The organism is Streptomyces daliensis, from assembly GCF_054782395.1.
This window is the reverse complement of sequence record NZ_BAAGSO010000058.1, coordinates 194,886-215,253: the sequence shown is the minus strand read 5'-3', so window position 1 is coordinate 215,253 and position 20,368 is coordinate 194,886. Positions and strand designations below refer to the sequence as shown.

15 protein-coding genes are annotated in these 20,368 nt (G+C 71.6%); all 15 read left to right on the top strand.

Annotation, left to right across the window (positions count from 1 at the left end):
- Window positions 1-15 precede the first annotated feature (15 nt).
- The 15 genes from trpC to ACYVOO_RS13200 all read left to right on the top strand — a co-directional run bounded on the left by trpC (window position 16) and on the right by ACYVOO_RS13200 (window position 20,309).
- Window positions 16-822, top strand: a complete 807-nt coding sequence (trpC, locus tag ACYVOO_RS13270) for an indole-3-glycerol phosphate synthase TrpC (RefSeq protein ID WP_461015851.1) — start codon at window positions 16-18, stop codon at window positions 820-822.
- Window positions 823-931: 109 nt separating this feature from the next.
- A complete protein-coding gene (trpM, locus tag ACYVOO_RS13265; RefSeq protein WP_453345277.1) occupies window positions 932-1,105 on the top strand; it encodes a tryptophan biosynthesis modulator TrpM in 174 nt (57 codons plus the stop codon).
- 373 nt (window positions 1,106-1,478) lie between these two features.
- Entirely contained in the window at window positions 1,479-2,744 is a 1,266-nt protein-coding gene (trpB, locus tag ACYVOO_RS13260; RefSeq protein ID WP_461015850.1) for a tryptophan synthase subunit beta, read from the top strand.
- Window positions 2,741-3,571, top strand: a complete 831-nt coding sequence (gene trpA / locus ACYVOO_RS13255) for a tryptophan synthase subunit alpha (RefSeq protein ID WP_461015849.1) — start codon at window positions 2,741-2,743, stop codon at window positions 3,569-3,571. The genes trpB and trpA overlap by 4 nt, the downstream gene beginning before the upstream one ends.
- Window positions 3,572-3,766: 195 nt before the next feature.
- Window positions 3,767-4,516, top strand: a complete 750-nt coding sequence (locus tag ACYVOO_RS13250) for a DsbA family protein (protein WP_461015848.1) — start codon at window positions 3,767-3,769, stop codon at window positions 4,514-4,516.
- A 184-nt stretch (window positions 4,517-4,700) separates the two neighbouring features.
- Window positions 4,701-5,672 carry a prolipoprotein diacylglyceryl transferase gene (lgt, locus tag ACYVOO_RS13245; RefSeq protein WP_461015847.1) on the top strand — a complete coding sequence of 324 codons (972 nt, stop codon included), beginning with the start codon at window positions 4,701-4,703 and terminating at the stop codon, window positions 5,670-5,672.
- Window positions 5,673-5,827: 155 nt separating this feature from the next.
- Window positions 5,828-9,097, top strand: coding sequence for a Na+/H+ antiporter subunit A (locus ACYVOO_RS13240; protein WP_461015846.1), 3,270 nt, complete (start codon window positions 5,828-5,830; stop codon window positions 9,095-9,097).
- Window positions 9,094-9,738: a Na(+)/H(+) antiporter subunit C gene (locus tag ACYVOO_RS13235; protein WP_461015845.1), complete on the top strand. Its 645-nt coding sequence runs from the start codon at window positions 9,094-9,096 to the stop codon at window positions 9,736-9,738. Before ACYVOO_RS13240 ends, ACYVOO_RS13235 begins: the two co-directional genes overlap by 4 nt.
- Window positions 9,739-9,793: 55 nt before the next feature.
- Complete coding sequence (locus ACYVOO_RS13230) at window positions 9,794-11,590, top strand: Na+/H+ antiporter subunit D (protein ID WP_461015844.1); 1,797 nt, start codon at window positions 9,794-9,796, stop codon at window positions 11,588-11,590.
- Complete coding sequence (locus ACYVOO_RS13225; RefSeq protein WP_461015843.1) at window positions 11,587-12,210, top strand: Na+/H+ antiporter subunit E; 624 nt, start codon at window positions 11,587-11,589, stop codon at window positions 12,208-12,210. The genes ACYVOO_RS13230 and ACYVOO_RS13225 overlap by 4 nt, the downstream gene beginning before the upstream one ends.
- The gene (locus ACYVOO_RS13220; RefSeq protein WP_461015842.1) at window positions 12,198-12,626 is read left to right on the top strand and encodes a monovalent cation/H+ antiporter complex subunit F; all 429 of its coding nucleotides are present in this window, start codon (window positions 12,198-12,200) and stop codon (window positions 12,624-12,626) included. The genes ACYVOO_RS13225 and ACYVOO_RS13220 overlap by 13 nt, the downstream gene beginning before the upstream one ends.
- Complete coding sequence (gene mnhG, locus ACYVOO_RS13215) at window positions 12,623-13,063, top strand: monovalent cation/H(+) antiporter subunit G (RefSeq protein WP_461015841.1); 441 nt, start codon at window positions 12,623-12,625, stop codon at window positions 13,061-13,063. The genes ACYVOO_RS13220 and mnhG overlap by 4 nt, the downstream gene beginning before the upstream one ends.
- 106 nt (window positions 13,064-13,169) lie before the next feature.
- Window positions 13,170-13,955, top strand: a complete 786-nt coding sequence (locus ACYVOO_RS13210; RefSeq protein WP_461015840.1) for a VIT1/CCC1 transporter family protein — start codon at window positions 13,170-13,172, stop codon at window positions 13,953-13,955.
- Between the two features lie 305 nt (window positions 13,956-14,260).
- Window positions 14,261-18,856 (top strand): glutamate synthase large subunit, encoded by a 4,596-nt coding sequence (gltB, locus tag ACYVOO_RS13205; protein WP_461015839.1) that lies wholly within the window; start codon window positions 14,261-14,263, stop codon window positions 18,854-18,856.
- Entirely contained in the window at window positions 18,849-20,309 is a 1,461-nt protein-coding gene (locus ACYVOO_RS13200; RefSeq protein ID WP_461015838.1) for a glutamate synthase subunit beta, read from the top strand. The genes gltB and ACYVOO_RS13200 overlap by 8 nt, the downstream gene beginning before the upstream one ends.
- Window positions 20,310-20,368 lie beyond the last annotated feature (59 nt).

Below are 20,368 nucleotides of genomic sequence, written 5' to 3'. Positions count from 1 at the left end.
AAGGGGGCCGCTCGCGTGAGTGTGCTCGACGAGATCATCGAAGGTGTGCGTGAAGACCTCGCGGAACGGCAGTCGCGCGTCAGCCTCGACGAACTCAAGGAGCGCGCGGCGAAGGCACCCCAGGCGAAGGACGGCGTGGCCGCGCTGAAGGGCGACGGCATCAAGGTCATCTGCGAGGTCAAGCGCTCCAGCCCCTCCAAGGGCGCGCTCGCGGCCATCGCGGACCCGGCCGGGCTCGCCGCCGACTACGAGGCGGGCGGTGCCTCCGTCATCTCCGTGCTCACCGAGCAGCGCCGGTTCGGCGGCTCGCTGGCGGACCTGGACGCGGTCCGCGCCAAGGTGGACATCCCGGTGCTGCGCAAGGACTTCATCTTCTCCTCGTACCAGTTGTGGGAGGCACGGGCGCACGGCGCCGACCTCGCGCTGCTGATCGTCGCCGCGCTGGAGCAGGAGGCCCTGGTCTCGCTGATCGAGCGCGCGGAGTCGATCGGGCTGACGCCGCTGGTCGAGGCGCACGACGAGGAAGAGGTCGAGCGGGCCGTGGCGGCGGGCGCGAAGATCGTCGGCGTGAACGCCCGCAACCTCAAGACGCTCGAAGTGGACCGCGGCAACTTCACGCGCATCGCGCCGGAGATCCCTGACCACCTCGTGAAGGTCGCCGAATCGGGCGTGCGCGGCCCGCACGATCTGATCGCCTACGCGAACGACGGCGCCGATGCCGTGCTGGTCGGCGAGTCGCTGGTGACGGGCAAGGACCCGAAGACCGCCGTCGCCGACCTCGTCGCGGCCGGTACCCACCCGGCGATCCGGCACGGGCGCTGACGGGGCCCGGCGCACCACATATGGCCTAGTCTCGGGGCCGGGAACAATGACCGGGACAACAGAGGGCCCAGGACAGAGGGCCCGAGAGCCCGAGGGACCGACCGGAGGAATGCTCGTGTACGCGCGGTACGCAAGGCTCGCACGCGGTTGCCGACCGCGTGGCTGCCGTGCGCCCGCGCGCAGGGTGCACGGGCGCCGGGTGCGCTATCACATCGGCAGCGAGCCAGGGCAGGTCCGCGGCCGTCGATGGCCCGGCCGGCCCGGCGAAGCGCCCGCGCACTGACGCGTCGACGCGGTGACGCACTGACACGCTGACGAGCCGCTTCCATGCCCGCCGCCTTCGCGGTACGGGCTCCTGGCCCCTGGCCCGCCCCTTTCCGGACCGCCGCGTCCGAGGGGGCGCAGTGGCCGTAGCGAACCGTCCCGCCGCTCGCGTAGCCGCGCGCTTCGCCGCTGGTCCACACGCTTGGTACGCACACTCCGCGGGTGTCCACGGACACCGGCGCCGAGCCGTCTCGCCGCCCGCGCGGAATCCGGCCCTCCGACCCACCGCCGGACGGACGCCGCGCGCCGCTGCGGCGGTTTTCGGCCGTATCCGTGGACCCTCACTACCTACGCACCCATGCACGCTTCTCACGTCTCAAGGAGCACGTCGGATGTCCGACTACTTCATCCCTGACCCCGAGGGTCAGATCCCGAGCGCCGAAGGCTACTTCGGCGCGTTCGGCGGCAAGTTCATCCCGGAGGCGCTCGTCGCCGCCGTGGACGAGGTCGCCGCCGAGTACGAGAAGGCGAAGTCCGACCCCGCCTTCGCCGCCGAGCTCGAAGACCTCATGGTCAACTACACGGGCCGCCCGAGCGCGCTGACCGAGGTACCGCGGTTCGCCGAGCATGCGGGTGGCGCGCGGATCTTCCTCAAGCGGGAGGACCTGAACCACACCGGCTCACACAAGATCAACAACGTGCTCGGCCAGGCCCTGCTGACCAAGCGCATGGGCAAGACCCGCGTCATCGCCGAGACCGGCGCGGGCCAGCACGGCGTGGCCACGGCCACCGCCTGCGCCCTGTTCGGCCTGGAGTGCACCGTCTACATGGGCGAGATCGACACCGAGCGCCAGGCGCTCAACGTCGCGCGCATGCGGATGCTCGGCGCCGAGGTCGTGCCCGTCACCTCCGGCAGCCGCACCCTCAAGGACGCCATCAACGAGGCGTTCCGCGACTGGGTGGCCAACGTGGACCGCACCCACTACCTCTTCGGCACGGTCGCGGGCCCGCACCCCTTCCCGCAGTTGGTGCGCGACTTCCACCGGGTCATCGGCGTCGAGGCGCGGCGGCAGATGCTGGAGCGCGCGGGACGGCTGCCCGACGCGGCCGTGGCCTGCGTCGGCGGCGGTTCCAACGCCATCGGCCTCTTCCACGCCTTCATCCCCGACGAGGGCGTCCGCCTGATCGGCTGCGAGGCGGCCGGGCACGGCGTGGAGTCCGGAGAGCACGCGGCGACCCTGTCTGTCGGCGAGCCCGGCATCCTGCACGGGTCGCGCTCGTACGTGCTCCAGGACGACGAGGGGCAGATCACCGAGCCGTACTCGATCTCGGCCGGGCTCGACTACCCGGGCATCGGGCCCGAGCACGCGTACCTCAAGGACAGCGGGCGCGGCGAGTACCGGCCCGTCACCGACGACCAGGCGATGCGCGCCCTGCGGCTGCTCTCCGAGACCGAGGGCATCATCCCGGCGATCGAGAGCGCGCACGCGCTGGCGGGCGCGCTGGAGGTCGGCCGGGAGCTGGGTACCGAGGGGCTGATCCTGGTCAACCTCTCCGGGCGCGGCGACAAGGACATGGACACGGCGGCCCGCTACTTCGGGCTGTACGACGAGCACGTCGAGAACGCTGACGAGGCGGGCACGGGGGCGGACAAGTGAGCGGCAACATCGAGCTGTTGAACGCGACGCTGGCGAACGCGCGGGCCGAGAACAGGGCCGCGCTGGTGGGCTATCTGCCCGCCGGTTTCCCCACCGTCGACGGCGGGATCGCGGCGTGCGTGGCGCTGCTGGAGAGCGGCTGCGACGTGGTCGAGGTCGGGCTCCCGCACAGCGACCCGGTGCTGGACGGGCCCGTCATCCAGACCGCCGACGACGTGGCGCTGCGCGGCGGCGTCCGCATCGCCGACGTCATCCGTACGGTGCGCGAGGCCCACGCGGCGACGGGCAAGCCGGTGCTGTGCATGACGTACTGGAACCCGGTCGACCGGTACGGCGTGGAGCGGTTCGCCGCGGAGATGGCCGAGGCGGGCGGCGCGGGCTGCATCCTGCCCGACCTGCCCGTCGAGGAGTCCGAGGTGTGGCGCAAGGCGGCCGAACAGCACGGTCTGGCCACCGTGTTCGTGGTCGCGCCCAGCAGCAAGGACGAGCGCCTGGCCAAGATCACGGCGGCGGGCAGCGGCTTTGTCTACGCGGCGTCGCTCATGGGCGTCACCGGCACCCGCGAGTCCGTAGGGCGCGAGGCCCAGGACCTGGTGGAGCGCACGCGCGCGACGACCGGCATCCCGGTCTGCGTGGGCCTGGGCGTCTCGAACGCGGGCCAGGCCGCCGAGGTGGCCGAGTTCGCCGACGGGGTCATCGTCGGCTCGGCCTTCGTGAAGAAGCTCCTCGCCCACCCGGACGACCTGGACGCCGGTCTCGCCGACGTGCGCGAGCTGGCCGGTGACCTGGCGAAGGGCGTACGGAGCCGGGGCGCGGCTGCGGTCTGAGACGGTCGCGGTCCGAGACGATCGCGGTCCGAGACGGCCGTCGTCCGGGGCGCGACGTGACACGAACGTGTGAGCGGTGAGGCACCGCAGGGGCGCGGAACGGGGCATTTCCCGGGCCGCGCCCCTCCTTCTTTCGGGGGAAACGGCGATGGGCCCGCACGCGGCCGTGGCCCGCGTTCGTTGGCCCAGGGCGTGATGAGCGAGAAGAACCGTGAGGGAAAGCGCACCGCCCGGGAGCAACTGCGGGAGCAGCGGGAACGGGAGAAGGCGGCGGAGAAGCGCGGCAGGGTGTTGAAGGTGAGCGCCGCCATCGTCGGCGTGCTGGCCGTCGCGGCGGTGGTGGGCGTGGTGGCCGCCAACCAGGGCGGTGGCGGGGGCGGTGAGGACGAGGGCAGCGCCTCGGCCAAGCCGATCTCCGTGGGCCAGAAGAAGGCGCCCGCCGAGCTGACCGTCTACGAGGACTTCCGGTGCCCCGCCTGCGGACAGTTCGAGAACGTGTTCCGCGACACGCTCCACAGCCTTGAGGAGGACGGCAAGCTCAAGGTCAACTACCACATCGTCAGCATCATCGACGGCGCCATGGGCGGCACCGGCTCCAAGAACGCGGCGAACGCGGCGGTCTGCGCCCGTGACGAGGGCAAGTTCCAGGAGTACCACGACGTGCTCTTCCGGCATCAGCCCGAGGAGCAGGACGACGCCTTCGCGAACAAGAAGACCCTGATCGGCCTGGCCAAGAAGGTCGACGGGCTGGACGGCGCCGCGTTCCGGAGCTGTGTGAACGACGGCAAGCACGACAAGTGGGTCGAGCGGTCGACCTCGGCCTTCCAGAACTCCGGCCACCAGGGGACCCCGACCGTCCTGCTCGACGGCAAGAACCTCTACGGCGACCAGAGCGACCCGCTCACCCCGCAGAAGCTGAAGAAGAAGATCGAGGCGAAGTCCTGACCCGTCGCGCCCCGACCGTCGTGCCCTGATCTGTCGCGCCCTGGTCCGTCGGCCCTGATCCGTCGGTCCTGACCGCCGCCGTGCCGGAACCTCGTGTTCCGGTGCGGCGGCGGGCCTGTTATGGAGCCGTTGTGCCGGGCGCATTGCCGATGGCGCGGTGCGGCAGGGTAGCGTCAGGGACGCCATGGAGACCCTTGCCTTTTTCCCCAGTCCCTCGGCCGGTGAGATCCACCTCGGGCCGGTTCCGCTGCGCGGCTACGCGTTCTGCATCATCATCGGCGTGTTCGTCGCGGTCTGGCTCGGCGGACGCCGCTGGGTCGCACGCGGCGGACGGGTCGGCACGGTCGCGGACATCGCCGTGTGGGCCGTGCCCTTCGGCCTCGTCGGCGGTCGCCTCTACCACGTGATCACCGACTACCAGCTCTACTTCGGCGAGGGCCGCAACTGGGTCGACGCCTTCAAGATCTGGGACGGCGGTCTCGGCATCTGGGGCGCCATCGCGCTCGGCGCGCTCGGCGCCTGGATCGGCTGCCGCAGCCGTGGCATCCCGCTCCCCGCCTACGCCGACGCCGTCGCGCCGGGCATCGCCCTCGCGCAGGCGATCGGGCGCTGGGGCAACTGGTTCAACCAGGAGCTGTACGGCCGCGCCACCGATCTGCCCTGGGCCGTCGAGATCGACGCGGCGCACCGCCCCGTCGACACCCCGGACCTCGGCACGTACCACCCGACGTTCCTCTACGAGTCGCTGTGGTGCGTGGGCGTCGCGCTGCTGGTGATCTGGGCCGACCGCCGCTTCAAGCTGGGCCACGGCCGCGCCTTCGCGCTCTACGTCGCGGCGTACACGGTGGGCCGCTTCTGGATCGAGTACATGCGCGTGGACGACGCGCACCACATCCTCGGGATGCGGCTGAACAACTGGACCGCGATCGTGGTCTTCCTGGCCGCCGTCGCCTACATCGTCGTCTCCGCGAAGAAGGCCCCGGGCCGCGAGGAGACCGTCGAGCCGCGCGACCCTGACGCCGATCCCGACACGGAGTCCAGCCCCGAATCCGGTTCCGACGCCGACCCCGAAACCGAGGGTGCTTCCAGCGACGGCGAAGAATCGACCGAGCCCGGAGGCGGCACCGCGACGACGGAGAAGACGAAGAAGGTGTGAACCCCGGTCTCTTGACCAATATTTGACCTGAGCCCGGTCTCTTCCTTACGGTCCGTAAGGCAAGGGGCCGGGCGTCGTCATGTCCGGGCCCTGCCGCGGCACCGTTATGCCGTACCTGCACCATTCGTTCAATTAAGTGTGTAATTCTCTGCATTGTGCTGTGGCTGATCCTTCTCCACTGCGCAGCCGCGTGCTGTGCCGGGCCGCTCGTGCGGTGGCTCGGACCGCGCGCCTTCGCGGTGCTCGCGCTCGTGCCCGCCTCCGCCGCGATCTGGGCGGCGGTGCGGTACGCGGACGTCGTGGACGGCCACACCCCCACCCAGACCTGGGCCTGGATCCCCGCCCAGGGCGTCCACCTCGCGCTGCGCTGTGATCCGCTCGCACTGCTGATGACGCTCGTCGCGGGCGGCGTCGGCGCGCTCGTGATGGTCTACTGCGCGGGTTACTTCCGCGACGACGAGCCCCGGCTGGGCCGCTTCGCGGGCACGCTCACCGCGTTCGCCGGGGCCATGCTCGGCCTCGTACTGGCCGACGATCTGATCGTCCTGTACGTGCTGTGGGAGCTGACCACGGTCTTCTCCTTCCTCCTCATCGGCCACAACCCGGAGCGCAGGACCAACCGGCGCGCCGCGCTCCAGGCCCTCATCGTGACCACCCTCGGCGGACTGGTCATGCTGATCGGCTTCCTGATGCTGGGTCACGCGGCGGGCACCTACCGGATCTCCGCGCTCGTCGCGGACCCGCCCCGCGCGAGCGTGGCCGTCTCCGTCGCGCTGGTCCTCGTCCTGGTCGGGGCGCTGTCCAAGTCCGCCGTGTGGCCGTTCAGCTTCTGGCTGCCCGGCGCGATGGCGGCGCCGACCCCGGTCTCCGCGTATCTGCACGCCGCTGCCATGGTCAAGGCCGGGATCTACCTGGTCGCGCGGCTCGCGCCCGCCTTCTCCGACGTCGTGCCCTGGCGGGCCACCGTGCTCGTGCTGGGTGCGGCGACCATGCTGCTCGGCGGCTGGCGGGCGCTGCGCGAGACGGACCTCAAGCGGCTGCTCGCCTTCGGCACCGTCAGCCAGCTCGGGTTCCTCACCCTCCTCGTCGGCGACGGCAGACGGGACGCTGCCCTGGCCGGGGTCGCGATGCTGCTGGCCCACGCGCTCTTCAAGGCGCCGCTGTTCCTGACCGTCGGCATCATCGACCACGCGACGGGGACCCGCGAGCTGCCGAAGCTGTCCGGGCTCGGCCGCTCGATGCCGGGCGTGTGCGCGCTCGCCGTGCTCGCGGGCCTGTCCATGGCGGGGCTGCCGCCGCTGCTCGGCTTCGCAGCGAAGGAAGCGGCCGTCGACGCGCTGCTGCACGGCGGAACGGTTCAGCACGCAGCGCTCGCCGCCGTGGTGGCCGGATCCGCGCTGACCACCGCCTACACCCTGCGCTTCCTGTGGGGCGCCTTCGCCCGCAAGCGGGACGCGCCTGACACCCCGCTGCGGGCCCGTACCGGCGCGTTCCTCGCCGTGCCGCCCGCGCTCTGCGCGCTCGCCGGGCTCGCACTCGGGCCCGGCGTCTCCCTGCTCGACCCGCTGCTCGCGCGCTACGCCGACACCTTCCACGCGCCGGACGGCAAGCCCTTCCACCTCGCGCTGTGGCACGGCTTCGGGCCCGCGCTCGCGCTGTCCGCCGTCTCCTGGGCCCTCGGCCTGCTGGTCTTCTTCGCCGTACGGCCGCTCGCCGCGCTCGGGGAACGGCTGGCGGCCGTGGACGGCGACCACCTCTTCGCCCGTTCGCTCTGGTTCCTGGAGCGGCTCTCGCTCCAGATCACGGGCGCTGTGCAGCGCGGTTCGCTGCCCGTCTACCTCGGCACGGCCCTCGCGGTGCTCGTCGGCGCGCAGGCCGTGGCCCTCGCCGTCGACCGCCCCTGGGACCACGTCACCTCCGTGCGCGTCTACGACTCGGTTCCCCAGCTCGTCGTCGCGGCCGGGGTGTGCGTCGTGGCCGTGCTGTGCGTGCGGGCACGGCAGCGGATGAAAGCCGTCGTGCTGGCCGGGGTCACCGGCTACGGGACGGCGATGCTGTACGTACTGCACGGGGCGCCGGACCTCGCGCTGACGCAGTTCGCCGTGGAGACCGTGTCCGTCATCGTCTTCGTGCTGGTGCTGCGCAGACTCCCGGCCCGGTTCCCCGACGTGCGGCGCGCCGGGTGGATGCGGCGCGTGACGCAGCTCGTCTTCGGGGTGGCGGCGGGCGCGTTCGCCGCCGGTCTCACCTATCTGGCCGCCTCGGCGCGGATCGCGGAGCCCGCAGGGCCCGAACTCACCGAGACGACCGCGCACGACGGCGTGAAGAACGTCGTCGCCACGACACTCGTGGACCTGCGCGCCTGGGACACGATGGGGGAGTCCGCCGTCCTCGCCGTCGCCGCCGTCGGGGTGACCAGCCTCGTCTATCTGCGGCGCAGGGCCGGAACCCCCGCGCTGCCCATAGCGACGCGCGCGGGCGTCTCGGTACACGGCGCGCCCGGCACGGCTGCGGGCGGCGGGACGGCCGAAGCGGCAGCCGGGGCGGGCGTCACGGAGACGACCGGGTCCACGCGGGTGGTGCCGGCGGCGGAGGAGAGGGTGCGTCCTGGGTGGGCGTCCGCCGCGCCCCTTTCTGACGGCGCGTCCGGTGAGCCCCCGTCAGCGGCACCCGGTGACGGCTCACCTGACGGTGCGTCCGGTCCCTCCGCTTCCCCCGGCTCCGCTGACGGCGGCGCGTTCGGCGCGGTGCCGCGCGACAAGCGGGACGTGTGGCCCGTCGCCGGTACGAGGGTGGGCGCGCCCCGCGCCGTACGGGGGATCGCCGCGCCGCGCCGCACCTGGCTCGCGGCCAGCTCCACGCTCGCGCCCGAGCGCAGGTCGGTCATCTTCGAGGTGGTCGCCAGGCTGGTCTTCCACCCGATCGTGGTGCTCTCCCTCTACCTCCTCTTCTGCGCCGAGAACCTGCCGGGCGGCGGCTTCACCGCCGGACTGGTCGCGGCCCTCGCGCTGGCCGTGCGCTACCTCGCGGGCGGACGGCACGAACTGGCCGCCGCCGCGCCCGTCGACGCGGGCTTCCTGCTCGGGCTCGGGCTGCTGACGATGACGCTGACGGGGCTGGGCGGGCTCGTCCTCGGGGACGCCGTGCTGGCCGCCGGCAAGATCGAGGGTGAGCTGCCGCTGCTCGGCCACTACCACCTGGCCAGCCCCGTGCTGTTCGACGTGGGCGTCTATCTGCTCGTCCTCGGCGTCGTCCTGGACGTCCTGCGCAGCCTCGGTTCCGAGGTGGACCGGCGCGTGGAGCGGGAGCTGAGCAAGGAGGCCAAGGCCAGGAAGCGGCGCGAGCGCGCCCAGCGCCGGGACCCGGACCGGGGCCCCGTCCCGGATCCGGAACCGGGGCCCGGAGCGGGAGGCGGCGGCCGATGACCGAGACCCTGGTACTGGTGATCGCGGGCGGCACGCTCTTCGCCGCCGGCACCGTACTCCTGCTGAGCCGCCCCCTCACCCGCATCCTGCTGGGCGCCGTGCTGCTGGGCAACGGCGTCAACCTGCTGCTTCTCGCCAGTTCGGGCCCCGCGGGACAGGCACCGCTGCTGTACCCCGGTGCGGACCGGGAGAAGATGGCCGACCCGCTGCCCGAGGCGTTCGTGCTCACGGCCATCGTCATCACGCTGGCGCTCACCGCGTTCCTGGTCACCATGGCCTACCGCGCCTGGCAGCTCTCGGGCAACGACGACGTGCAGGACGACGTCGAGGACGTGCGCATCGCCCGTCGCGCCGACTACGTCGAGGAGCGGGACCGGCTGCGCGCCAAGTACCACGAACGCCGCGACGCCTACCGCGCGCTGGTCAACGCCGAGGAGGAGCAGGAGGCCAGAGAGCGCAAGGCGTACCAGCAGCTCGGCAAGGCGCGGGACCAGTACCGCGAGATGCGGCGCAGGGCGCGCGCTGAGTCGCGCGCCGAGTCGCGTGCCCACAGGGCGCGCCAGGCACGCGCGGAGGAGACGGCGGAGGAGACCGCCGAGGAGGACGACCTGTGGGAGACGATCCTGGGAGCCGACAGATGAGCGCCGCGTCCGCCGTACCCGTCGCGCGCCACCCCCGCACCGGGGGAGGGGCGTCATGAGCGGCGCCGCACCCGCCGCCGCGGCCTCCGTCGCCTCGGCCCTCGTGCCGCTGCCGGTGATCCTGCCGCTGGCCGCAGCGGGGCTGAAGCTGGCCATCGGCCTGCGCCTCCAGCGCACACAGCGCGTCATCAGCGCGACGGTGCTCGCGATCGTGCTCGTCGTCTCGCTCGTGCTGCTGTTCGTCGCGGACAAACACGGACCGCAGGTGATGTACGCGGGCGGCTGGGCGCCCCCGGTCGGCATCGTGCTGGTGGCCGACCGGCTCTCCGCGCTGATGCTGGTGGTCTCCTCGGCCGTCACGCTGTGCGTGCTGCTCTACTCGATCGGCCAGGGCATGGCGGACCGCGAGGAGGCGACGCCGCTCTCGGTCTTCCACCCCTCCTACCTGGTGCTGGTCGCCGGGGTCTCGGACACCTTCCTGGCCGGTGACCTGTTCAACCTCTACGTCGGCTTCGAGATCATGCTGACGGCCAGTTATGTGCTGCTGACCCTCGGCGGCACCATCGCGCGCATCCGCGCGGGCGCCACGTACGCCATCGTCTCGCTGCTGTCCTCGGTGCTGTTCATGGCGGCCGTCGCCATGGTCTACGCGGCGACCGGCACCGTGACGATGGCCGAGCTGCCCGCGCGCCTCGACGAACTCCCCGAGGGCGTGCGGACGCTGGCGCAGATCGCCCTGCTGACGGTGTTCGCCATCAAGGCCGCCGTCTTCCCGCTGGCCGCGTGGCTGCCCGACTCGTATCCCACAGCGCCCGCGCCCGTCACCGCCGTCTTCGCCGGGCTGCTCACCAAGGTCGGGGTCTACGCGATACTCCGCACGCAGACCCTGCTGTTCCCCGGCGGCAGGCTCGACGACGTGCTGATGGTCGTCGCGCTGCTGTCCATGGTCGTCGGCATCCTGGGCGCGGTCGCGCAGACGGACCTGAAACGGCTGCTGTCCTTCACCCTGATCAGCCACATGGGTTACATGGTGTTCGGCATCGGGCTCGCCTCGGACGAGGGGATCGCGGGCGCCGTCTTCTACGTCGCGCACCACATCACCGTGCAGACCACGCTGTTCCTGGTCACCGGGCTCGTGGAGCGGCGCGGCGGCTCCACCGACCTGATGCGGCTCGGCGGTCTCGCCACCCTCTCCCCGATGCTCGCTGTGCTCTTCTTCATCCCCGCGATGAACCTCGCCGGGATCCCGCCGCTCTCCGGGTTCCTGGGGAAGCTGGGGCTGCTGCGCGCGGGGGTCGCCGACGGCGGTGTGCTGGCGTACGCGCTGGTCATCGGCGGAACGCTGACCAGCCTGCTCACGCTGTACGCCGTGGCGAAGGTGTGGAACCTGGCGTTCTGGCGGGCCGCGCCGCCCGAGCTGTACGCGGTGGGAACGGTCATCGACTCCGAGGAGACCGACGAGGAGACGGACGAGGCCGAGGCGGAGGCGGAGGCCGCCACGACGGCGGGCGACGGCACGGGCCCCGTCGACGGCACCGGACCCGTCCCGGTGGCGGCGGGCGGCACGGCAGCCGAGGCGGCACCGGGCACCGCCACCACCAGCGCCGCGACGGGCGCGGCGACCGACGTCGCGCCCCGCCCCATGGGCCACGCCGAGGCGGCGACCTTCGGCGGGCAGGCCATCACGACGACCAGTTCGCTGCCCGTCGGCATGGTCTGCTCGACGGTCGCGCTCGTCGTGTTCGGGCTCGGCTTCACGGTGCTGGCGGGGCCGCTGTCCGGGCTCACGGAGCGGGTGGCCGACGAGCTGACGGACCGTTCCCCCTATGTGACGGCGGTGATGGAGCGGTGAGGGGCGACGAGGCGACGGACGGCGAGGTGACGGCCTCTCACCGGGTCCGGCGGGGCCCGCGCGGGCGGCTGCGCGCGACACAGTGGCCGATGGTGGCGGGCCTGACCGTGCTGTGGGTGCTGCTGTGGGGGACGGTCTCGCCGGCGAACGTGCTCAGCGGCGTGCTCGTCGGCGTCATCGTCTGCGTGCTCTTCCCCCTGCCGCCGATCGAGACCCAGGCGCGGCTGCGCCCGCTCGGACTCCTGCGCTTCGCCGGGCGGTTCGTCGCCGACATGGCCGTCTCCAGTTGGCGGCTCAACCGCTACATCCTCGCGCCCGGCGTTCCGGCCTGCGCGGTGCTCGGGGTGCGCATGCGCTGCCCCGGCGATCTGATGCTGACGGCGACCGCTGTCGCCGTCTCCGCCGTGCCGGGCAGCACCGTGCTGGAGGTGCACCGGGCCAGCGGCACCCTCTACCTCCACGTGATGGGCGCATCCGAGGACTCCGAGCGGGACCGGGCACGGCGCGAGGTGCTGCGTCTTGAGCGGCGGGTGGTGCGTGCCTTCGGCACGCGGGCCGACGTCGAGGCGATCGAGGAGTCCGAACGGGCGGAGAGGGAGGCGGGAAAGTGGACGACGTGATCCTGATGATCGTCGCCGGGCTGCTGCTCGTCTCGGGCTGCCTGGTGACGGTCCGCCTGGTGCGGGGCCCCTCGACGCTGGACCGGGCCGTCGCGCTGGACGCGCTGGTGGCGGTGATGATGGCGGGCATCGGCGTGTACACGGCGGCGCAGCGCGTCGGGTACTACCTGCCGGTGCTCCTGGTGCTCTCCTTCCTGGGCTTCACGGGGTCCGTCGGCGTCGCCCGGTTCATGGCACTGCGCGACGAGGCGGGCGGCGAGGACGTCGACGAGAACACGGACACGGACACGGGCACGGGCACGGAGCCGTCCGCCACGGAGCCGCCCGCTGAACCGGCGTCCACGGTGCAGTCCACGCGGCCGTCCACGGAGTGGACAGCGGGCGGCGGCACCGCCGGAGAAGGGGGGCAGCGGTGAACTGGGAAGGCGTCGCCGACGCGGTCGGAGCGGTCTTCATGCTGGCCGGGGCGCTGCTGTGCCTGGTGGCCGGAATCGGCCTGGTGCGGCTGCCCGACGTACTCACCCGGATGCACGCGGCCACCAAGCCGCAGGCGTTCGGGCTGCTGCTGGTGCTGATCGGCGCGGGGCTGTGGCTGCGCAGCGCCATCGACCTCGGCACTCTGGTCCTCGTCGGGCTGTTCCAGCTCCTGACCTCGCCCGTCGCGGCCCATATGGTCGGCCGCGCCGCCTACCGCACCAACAGGCTGGACCGCGAGCACCTCGTCGCCGACGAACTGGCCGAGACCTTCCGCGAGGCGGGCGAGGCGGAGGAGGCGCGGGAGGCGGCGGAGGCGGCGGCCCGCGAGGGCGGCGACGAGGGCCCCCGTGGCAAAGCCGCAGGTCAGGACGGTTAGTACGGCCTTCCTTGCTAGCGCAGGCGGGAATGCGCGCCTACCTTTGAAGCGTTGGGAAAGATGGGCATCCGCCCTTCATCCCTTCAGAAGGGAGCGCGCAGTACGCATGAGCACCACGACCCCCGTCTCCGAGGACACGAGGCAGCACACCGAGACCGCCCCCGACGCCACCGCACCCGCGCCCGGTGAGGACGGCTCCACCGCCGTCACGCACACCCACCGCGACGTCAACGGCGGCTGGCTGCGCCCCGCCGTCTTCGGTGCCATGGACGGTCTGGTCTCCAACCTCGGCCTGATGACGGGCGTGGCGGGCAGCTCCGCCTCCCCGCAGACCGTGGTGATCTCCGGGCTCGCGGGTCTCGCCGCCGGTGCCTTCTCGATGGCGGCCGGTGAGTACACCTCCGTCGCCTCGCAGCGCGAGCTGGTGCAGGCCGAGCTGGAGGTGGAGCGCAGGGAGCTGCGACGCCATCCGGAGGACGAGGTCACCGAGCTGGCAGAACTGTACGTGTCCCGTGGTGTGGACCCGGATCTGGCCCGTCAGGTCGCCGAGCAGATGCACCGGGACCCCGAGCAGGCGCTGGAGATACACGCGCGCGAGGAGCTGGGTGTGGATCCGGCCGATCTGCCCTCTCCGACGGTCGCCGCGGTCTCGTCCTTCCTTTCCTTCTCGGTCGGCGCCATCATGCCCGTACTGCCGTATCTGGCCGGTGCGGCCTCGCTGTGGCCCGCGGTGGCGCTGGCGCTGCTGGGGCTGTTCGTGTGCGGCGCCGTCGTGGCACGGGTGACGGCGCGGCCGTGGTGGTTCAGCGGTCTGCGTCAGCTCGCGCTGGGCGGTGCCGCGGCTGCCGTGACGTACGGGCTGGGCACGGCCTTCGGAGTGGCTGTGGGCTGAGTCATGGCGCGTGTTCAGGGCGGCGCGGCATGATCTCGGTGTTACTCGACGGTTTCAGTTTGTTCAACGGTGGGCAGAAGCCGGAAGGCCCGCGAGCAATGAAGCCCGCGCTGGCCTGCGAGATCACGGGTTCTGAGGGAGTCTTCCCTTCGTATCGCAACCAGGTGCACCGTCCGCATCCTGGAATATGGCATCCACTTTTCGGGAAGTGGGCCATCATGTAACCTGCACGAAAATTTGTTCCTGCAGAGGGCCAACGTCGTCCCTCGGCACTCACAACTGCCACGACGACGACGGGAGAGCCGATGCGTGCTGCGTCTCAGGCGGCCCACCCTGCCAAGCAGGGGATGTACGACCCCCGGTACGAGCATGACGCCTGTGGCGTCGGCTTCGTGGCGACACTGACGGGTGAGGCCAGCCACGACCTCGTCGAACGCGCGCTGACCGTCCTGCGCAACCTGGAGCACCGAGGTGCCACAGGATCCGACCCCGACACGGGCGACGGCGCGGGCATCCTCCTCCAGGTTCCGGACGCCTTCCTCCGCGAGACGGTCTCCTTCGCGCTTCCCGAGGCCGGTTCCTACGCCGTCGGTATCGCCTTCCTCCCGAATGACGAGACGGAAGCCGCGGCTGCCGTCTCGGAGATCGAGACGCTGGCCGCCGAAGAGGGCCTGGACGTCCTCGGCTGGCGCGACGTCCCCGTGGCGCCGCAGCTCCTGGGCGCGGGCGCCCGCGAGACCATGCCGTCGCTGCGCCAGCTCTTCGTGTCCGCCGCGGACACGGAGGCCGCCGCCTCCGGGCTCGCGCTGGACCGGCTCGCCTTCGTGCTGCGCAAGCGCGCCGAGCGCGAGGCGGGCGTGTACTTCCCGTCGCTGTCGTGCCGCACCATCGTCTACAAGGGCATGCTGACCACAGGCCAGCTCGAACCCTTCTTCCCCGACCTGTCCGACCGGCGGTTCGCCACCGCCGTCGCGCTGGTGCACTCCCGCTTCTCCACCAACACCTTCCCGAGCTGGCCGCTGGCCCACCCGTACCGCTTCGTCGCGCACAACGGCGAGATCAACACGGTGCAGGGCAACCGCAACTGGATGCGGGCCCGCGAGTCCCAGCTCGCCTCGGAGCTGTTCGGGCCCGAGGGCGAGAAGCTGAACCGGATCTTCCCGCTGTGTACGGAGGGGGCCTCCGACTCGGCCTCCTTCGACGAGGTGCTGGAGCTGCTGCACCTCGGCGGGCGTTCGCTGCCGCACTCCGTGCTGATGATGGTCCCCGAGGCGTGGGAGAACCACGACTCCATGGATCCGGCCCGGCGAGCCTTCTACCAGTACCACTCCACGATGATGGAGCCCTGGGACGGCCCCGCCTGCGTCACCTTCACCGACGGCACCCAGGTCGGCGCCGTTCTCGACCGCAACGGTCTGCGCCCCGGGCGGTACTGGGTCACCGACGACGGCCTCGTCGTCCTCGGCTCCGAGGTCGGCGTCCTCGACATCGACCCGGCGAAGATCGTCCGCAAGGGCCGCCTCCAGCCCGGCCGCATGTTCCTCGTGGACACCGCCGAGCACCGCATCATCGAGGACGACGAGATCAAGGCGACGCTCGCCGCCGAGCAGCCGTACCAGGAGTGGCTGGAGGCCGGGCTCATCAAGCTGGCCGACCTGCCCGAGCGCGAGCACATCGTGCACACCCACGCCTCGGTCACCCGCCGCCAGCAGACCTTCGGCTACACCGAGGAGGAGCTGCGCGTCCTGCTCGCGCCGATGGCCAAGATGGCCGCCGAGCCGATCGGCTCGATGGGCACGGACTCGCCGATCGCGGCGCTCTCCGAGCGCCCCCGGCTGATCTTCGACTACTTCACCCAGCTGTTCGCGCAGGTCACCAACCCGCCGCTGGACGCCATCCGCGAGGAACTGGTGACCTCGCTGCACTCGTCGCTCGGCCCGCAGGGCAACCTGCTGGAGCCGACGGCCGCCTCGTGCCGCAGCGTCACCCTGCCCTTCCCGGTGATCGACAACGACGAGCTGGCCAAGCTCATCCACATCAACGCCGACGGCGACCTGCCGGGCCTCAAGGCCGCCACCCTCTCCGGGCTCTACCGGGTCGCCGAGGGCGGCAAGGGCCTGTCCGAGCGGATCAAGGCGATCTGCGCCGAGGCCGACGCTGCCATAGAGGCGGGCGCCCGGCTCATCGTGCTCTCCGACCGGCACTCGGACGCCGAGCACGCGCCGATCCCGTCGCTGCTGCTCACCTCGGCCGTGCACCACCACCTCATCCGCACCAAGCAGCGCACCCAGGTCGGGCTGCTGGTCGAGGCGGGCGACGTGCGCGAGGTGCACCACGTGGCGCTCCTCATCGGCTACGGCGCAGCGGCGGTCAACCCGTACCTGGCCATGGAGTCCGTCGAGGACCTGGTCCGCGCGGGCACCTTCCTGCCCGGCGACATGGACCCCGAGCAGGCCATCCGCAACCTGATCTACGCACTGGGCAAGGGCGTGCTCAAGGTGATGTCCAAGATGGGCATCTCCACCGTCGCCTCGTACCGTGGCGCGCAGGTCTTCGAGGCCGTCGGGCTCGACGAGAGCTTCGTCGACACCTACTTCCACGGCACGACGACGAAGATCGGCGGCGCCGGTCTCGACGTCGTCGCCAAGGAGGTCGCGGCCCGGCACGCCAAGGCGTACCCCGCCACCGGCATCGCCCCGGCCCACCGCGACCTGGACATCGGCGGCGAGTACCAGTGGCGCCGCGAGGGCGAGCCGCACCTGTTCGACCCGGACACGGTCTTCCGCCTCCAGCACTCCACCCGCTCGCGCCGCTACGACATCTTCAAGCAGTACACGGAGCGCGTGAACGAGCAGTCCGAGCGGCTGATGACGCTGCGCGGCCTGTTCCAGTTCAAGTCCTCGGGCTCGGGCGAGGCGGCCCGCGAGCCGATCTCCATCGACGAGGTCGAGTCCGTCAGCGACATCGTCAAGCGGTTCTCCACCGGCGCCATGTCCTACGGCTCCATCTCGCAGGAGGCGCACGAGACGCTGGCCATCGCCATGAACCAGCTCGGCGGCAAGTCCAACACCGGCGAGGGCGGCGAGGATCCGGAGCGGCTCTACGACCCGGCGCGGCGCTCCAGCATCAAGCAGGTCGCCTCAGGGCGGTTCGGCGTGACCAGCGAATACCTGGTCAACTCCGACGACATCCAGATCAAGATGGCCCAGGGCGCCAAGCCCGGCGAGGGCGGCCAGCTCCCCGGCCACAAGGTCTACCCCTGGGTCGCGCGGACCCGGCACAGCACGCCGGGCGTCGGCCTCATCTCGCCGCCGCCGCACCACGACATCTACTCCATCGAGGACCTCGCCCAGCTCATCCACGACCTGAAGAACGCCAACCCCCAGGCGCGCGTTCACGTCAAGCTGGTCTCCGAGGTCGGCGTCGGCACCGTCGCCGCCGGTGTCTCCAAGGCGCACGCCGACGTGGTGCTCATCTCCGGGCACGACGGCGGCACCGGCGCCTCGCCGCTCACCTCGCTCAAGCACGCGGGCGGCCCCTGGGAGCTGGGCCTCGCCGAGACCCAGCAGACGCTGCTGCTCAACGGGCTGCGCGACCGCATCGTCGTGCAGACCGACGGGCAGCTCAAGACCGGCCGCGACGTGGTCATCGCCGCGCTGCTCGGCGCCGAGGAGTTCGGCTTCGCCACCGCGCCGCTCGTCGTCTCCGGCTGCGTCATGATGCGCGTGTGCCACCTGGACACCTGCCCGGTCGGCATCGCCACCCAGAACCCGGTGCTGCGCGAGCGCTACAGCGGCAAGGCCGAGTTCGTCGTGAACTTCTTCGAGTTCATCGCCGAGGAGGTCCGCGAGATCCTCGCCGAGCTGGGCTTCCGCACCCTCGACGAGGCCATCGGGCACGCCGAGCTGCTGGACACCTCCCGCGCCGTGGACCACTGGAAGGCACGCGGCCTTGACCTGGCCCCGCTGCTGCACGTGCCCGAGCTGCCCGAGGACGCGGCCCGCCACCAGGTCGTCGGCCAGGACCACGGCCTGGAGAAGGCGCTCGACAACCAGCTCATCAAGCTGGCCGCCGACGCCCTGTCGGCCGACACCTCGGAGCTGGCACAGCCCGTGCGCGGGCAGGTCGCGATCCGCAACATCAACCGGACCGTGGGCACCATGCTCGGGCACGAGGTGACGAAGAAGTTCGGCGGCGCGGGACTGCCCGACGACACCATCGACATCACCTTCACCGGCTCCGCAGGACAGTCCTTCGGCGCCTTCGTCCCGCGCGGCATCACGCTGCGACTGGAGGGCGACGCCAACGACTACGTCGGCAAGGGCCTCTCGGGCGGCAGGCTCGTCGTCCGCCCCGACCGGGGCGCCGACCACCTCGCCGAGTTCTCGACCATCGCGGGCAACACCCTCGCCTACGGCGCGACCGGCGGCGAGATGTTCCTGCGCGGCCGGGTGGGCGAGCGCTTCTGCGTCCGCAACTCGGGTGCGACGGTCGTCTCCGAGGGCGTCGGCGACCACGGCTGCGAGTACATGACGGGCGGCAAGGCCGTCATCCTGGGCGAGACGGGCCGCAACTTCGGCGCGGGCATGTCCGGCGGCACCGCGTACGTCATCGACCTCGACCCGGACAACGTCAACATCGGTCTGCGCGACGCCGTGGACGAGCTGGACGACGACGACAGGAAGTGGCTGCACGACGTGGTGCGCCGCCACCAGGAGGAGACCGGCTCGACCGTGGCCGAGAAGCTCCTCGCCGACTGGGACTCGGCAGTGACCCGCTTCAAGAAGGTCCTGCCGTCCACCTTCAAGGCCGTGCTCGCCGCCAAGGAAGCCGCCGAGCGAGCGGGACTCTCCACGAGCGAGACCCACGAGAAGATGATGGAGGCGGCGACCAATGGCTGACCCCAAGGGCTTCCTGACCACCGACCGCGAGGTCGCCGAGACCCGTGCGGTCGAGGAGCGCGTCAAGGACTGGAACGAGGTCTACGTCCCGGGCTCGCTGCTGCCCATCATCAGCAAGCAGGCCGGGCGCTGCATGGACTGCGGCATCCCCTTCTGCCACCAGGGCTGTCCGCTGGGCAACCTCATCCCCGAGTGGAACGACTACGCCTACCGGGAGGACTGGAGCGCGGCCAGCGAGCGGCTGCACGCCACCAACAACTTCCCGGAGTTCACGGGCCGCCTGTGCCCCGCGCCCTGCGAGTCGGCGTGCGTGCTGGGCATCAACCAGCCGCCGGTGACCATCAAGAACGTCGAGGTCACCATCATCGACAAGGCGTGGGACCGCGGGGACGTCACCCCGCAGCCCCCGGAGCGCCTGTCCGGCAAGACCGTCGCCGTCATCGGTTCGGGCCCGGCCGGGCTCGCCGCCGCGCAGCAGCTCACCCGCGCGGGACACACCGTCGCGGTCTACGAGCGCGCCGACCGCATCGGCGGGCTCCTGCGCTACGGCATCCCCGAGTTCAAGATGGAGAAGCGGCACATCAACCGCCGCATCGAGCAGATGCGCGCGGAGGGCACCAAGTTCCGCACCGAGGTGGAGATCGGCCGCGACCTGGACGCGCGGAAGCTGCGCAAGCGGTACGACGCCGTCGTCATCGCCGCCGGCTCCACCACCTCCCGCGACCTGAAGGTCCCGGGCCGCGAGCTGAACGGCATCCACTTCGCGATGGAGTACCTGCCGCTGGCCAACAAGGTGCAGGAGGGCGATCTGACGGTCTCCCCGATCAGCGCCCAGGGCAAGCACGTCGTCGTCATCGGCGGCGGCGACACCGGCGCCGACTGCGTTGGCACGGCACACCGCCAGGGCGCGGCCTCCGTCACCCAGCTGGAGATCATGCCCAAGCCGGGCGAGGAGCGGAACCCGAACCAGCCCTGGCCGACGTTCCCCATGCTCTACAAGGTCACCTCCGCGCACGAGGAGGGCGGCGAGCGGGTCTACTCCGTCAACACCACCCACTTCGAGGGCGACGAGGACGGCAACGTCCAGTGGCTGCACCTCGTCGAGGTGGAGTTCAAGGACGGCAAGCTGGAGCAGAAGCCGGGCACCGAGCGGAAGATCCCGGCCCAGCTCGTCACCCTCGCCATGGGCTTCACCGGCATCGACAAGGACAACGGCCTCGTCGAGCAGTTCGGCGTCGACCTGGACGAGCGCGGCAACGTGGCCCGTGACGCGGACTACGCCACCAGCGTCGACGGCGTCTTCGTCGCCGGTGACGCGGGGCGCGGCCAGTCGCTGATCGTGTGGGCCATCGCCGAGGGCCGCTCGGCGGCCAAGGGCGTGGACCGCTACCTCACGGGCGCCAGCGCCCTCCCGGCCCCGATCCGGCCGACGGACAGGGCACTGGCCGTCTGACACCCACGGCCGGGCCCCGATCCATGGGCCCGGCCCCGTCGAACCTCCGTACAGCGTCG

Excerpts from the sequence above, each read along its gene's own strand:
- trpM (WP_453345277.1), top strand. The coding sequence starts at position 932 with ATGCTCGTGTACGCGCGGTACGCAAGGCTCGCACGCGGTTGCCGACCG.
- trpB (WP_461015850.1), top strand. The coding sequence starts at position 1,479 with ATGTCCGACTACTTCATCCCTGACCCCGAGGGTCAGATCCCGAGCGCC.
- ACYVOO_RS13250 (WP_461015848.1), top strand. The coding sequence starts at position 3,767 with ATGAGCGAGAAGAACCGTGAGGGAAAGCGCACCGCCCGGGAGCAACTG.
- lgt (WP_461015847.1), top strand. The coding sequence starts at position 4,701 with ATGGAGACCCTTGCCTTTTTCCCCAGTCCCTCGGCCGGTGAGATCCAC.
- ACYVOO_RS13235 (WP_461015845.1), top strand. The coding sequence starts at position 9,094 with ATGACCGAGACCCTGGTACTGGTGATCGCGGGCGGCACGCTCTTCGCC.
- ACYVOO_RS13230 (WP_461015844.1), top strand. The coding sequence starts at position 9,794 with ATGAGCGGCGCCGCACCCGCCGCCGCGGCCTCCGTCGCCTCGGCCCTC.
- ACYVOO_RS13210 (WP_461015840.1), top strand. The coding sequence starts at position 13,170 with ATGAGCACCACGACCCCCGTCTCCGAGGACACGAGGCAGCACACCGAG.
- gltB (WP_461015839.1), top strand. The coding sequence starts at position 14,261 with ATGCGTGCTGCGTCTCAGGCGGCCCACCCTGCCAAGCAGGGGATGTAC.
- ACYVOO_RS13200 (WP_461015838.1), top strand. The coding sequence starts at position 18,849 with ATGGCTGACCCCAAGGGCTTCCTGACCACCGACCGCGAGGTCGCCGAG.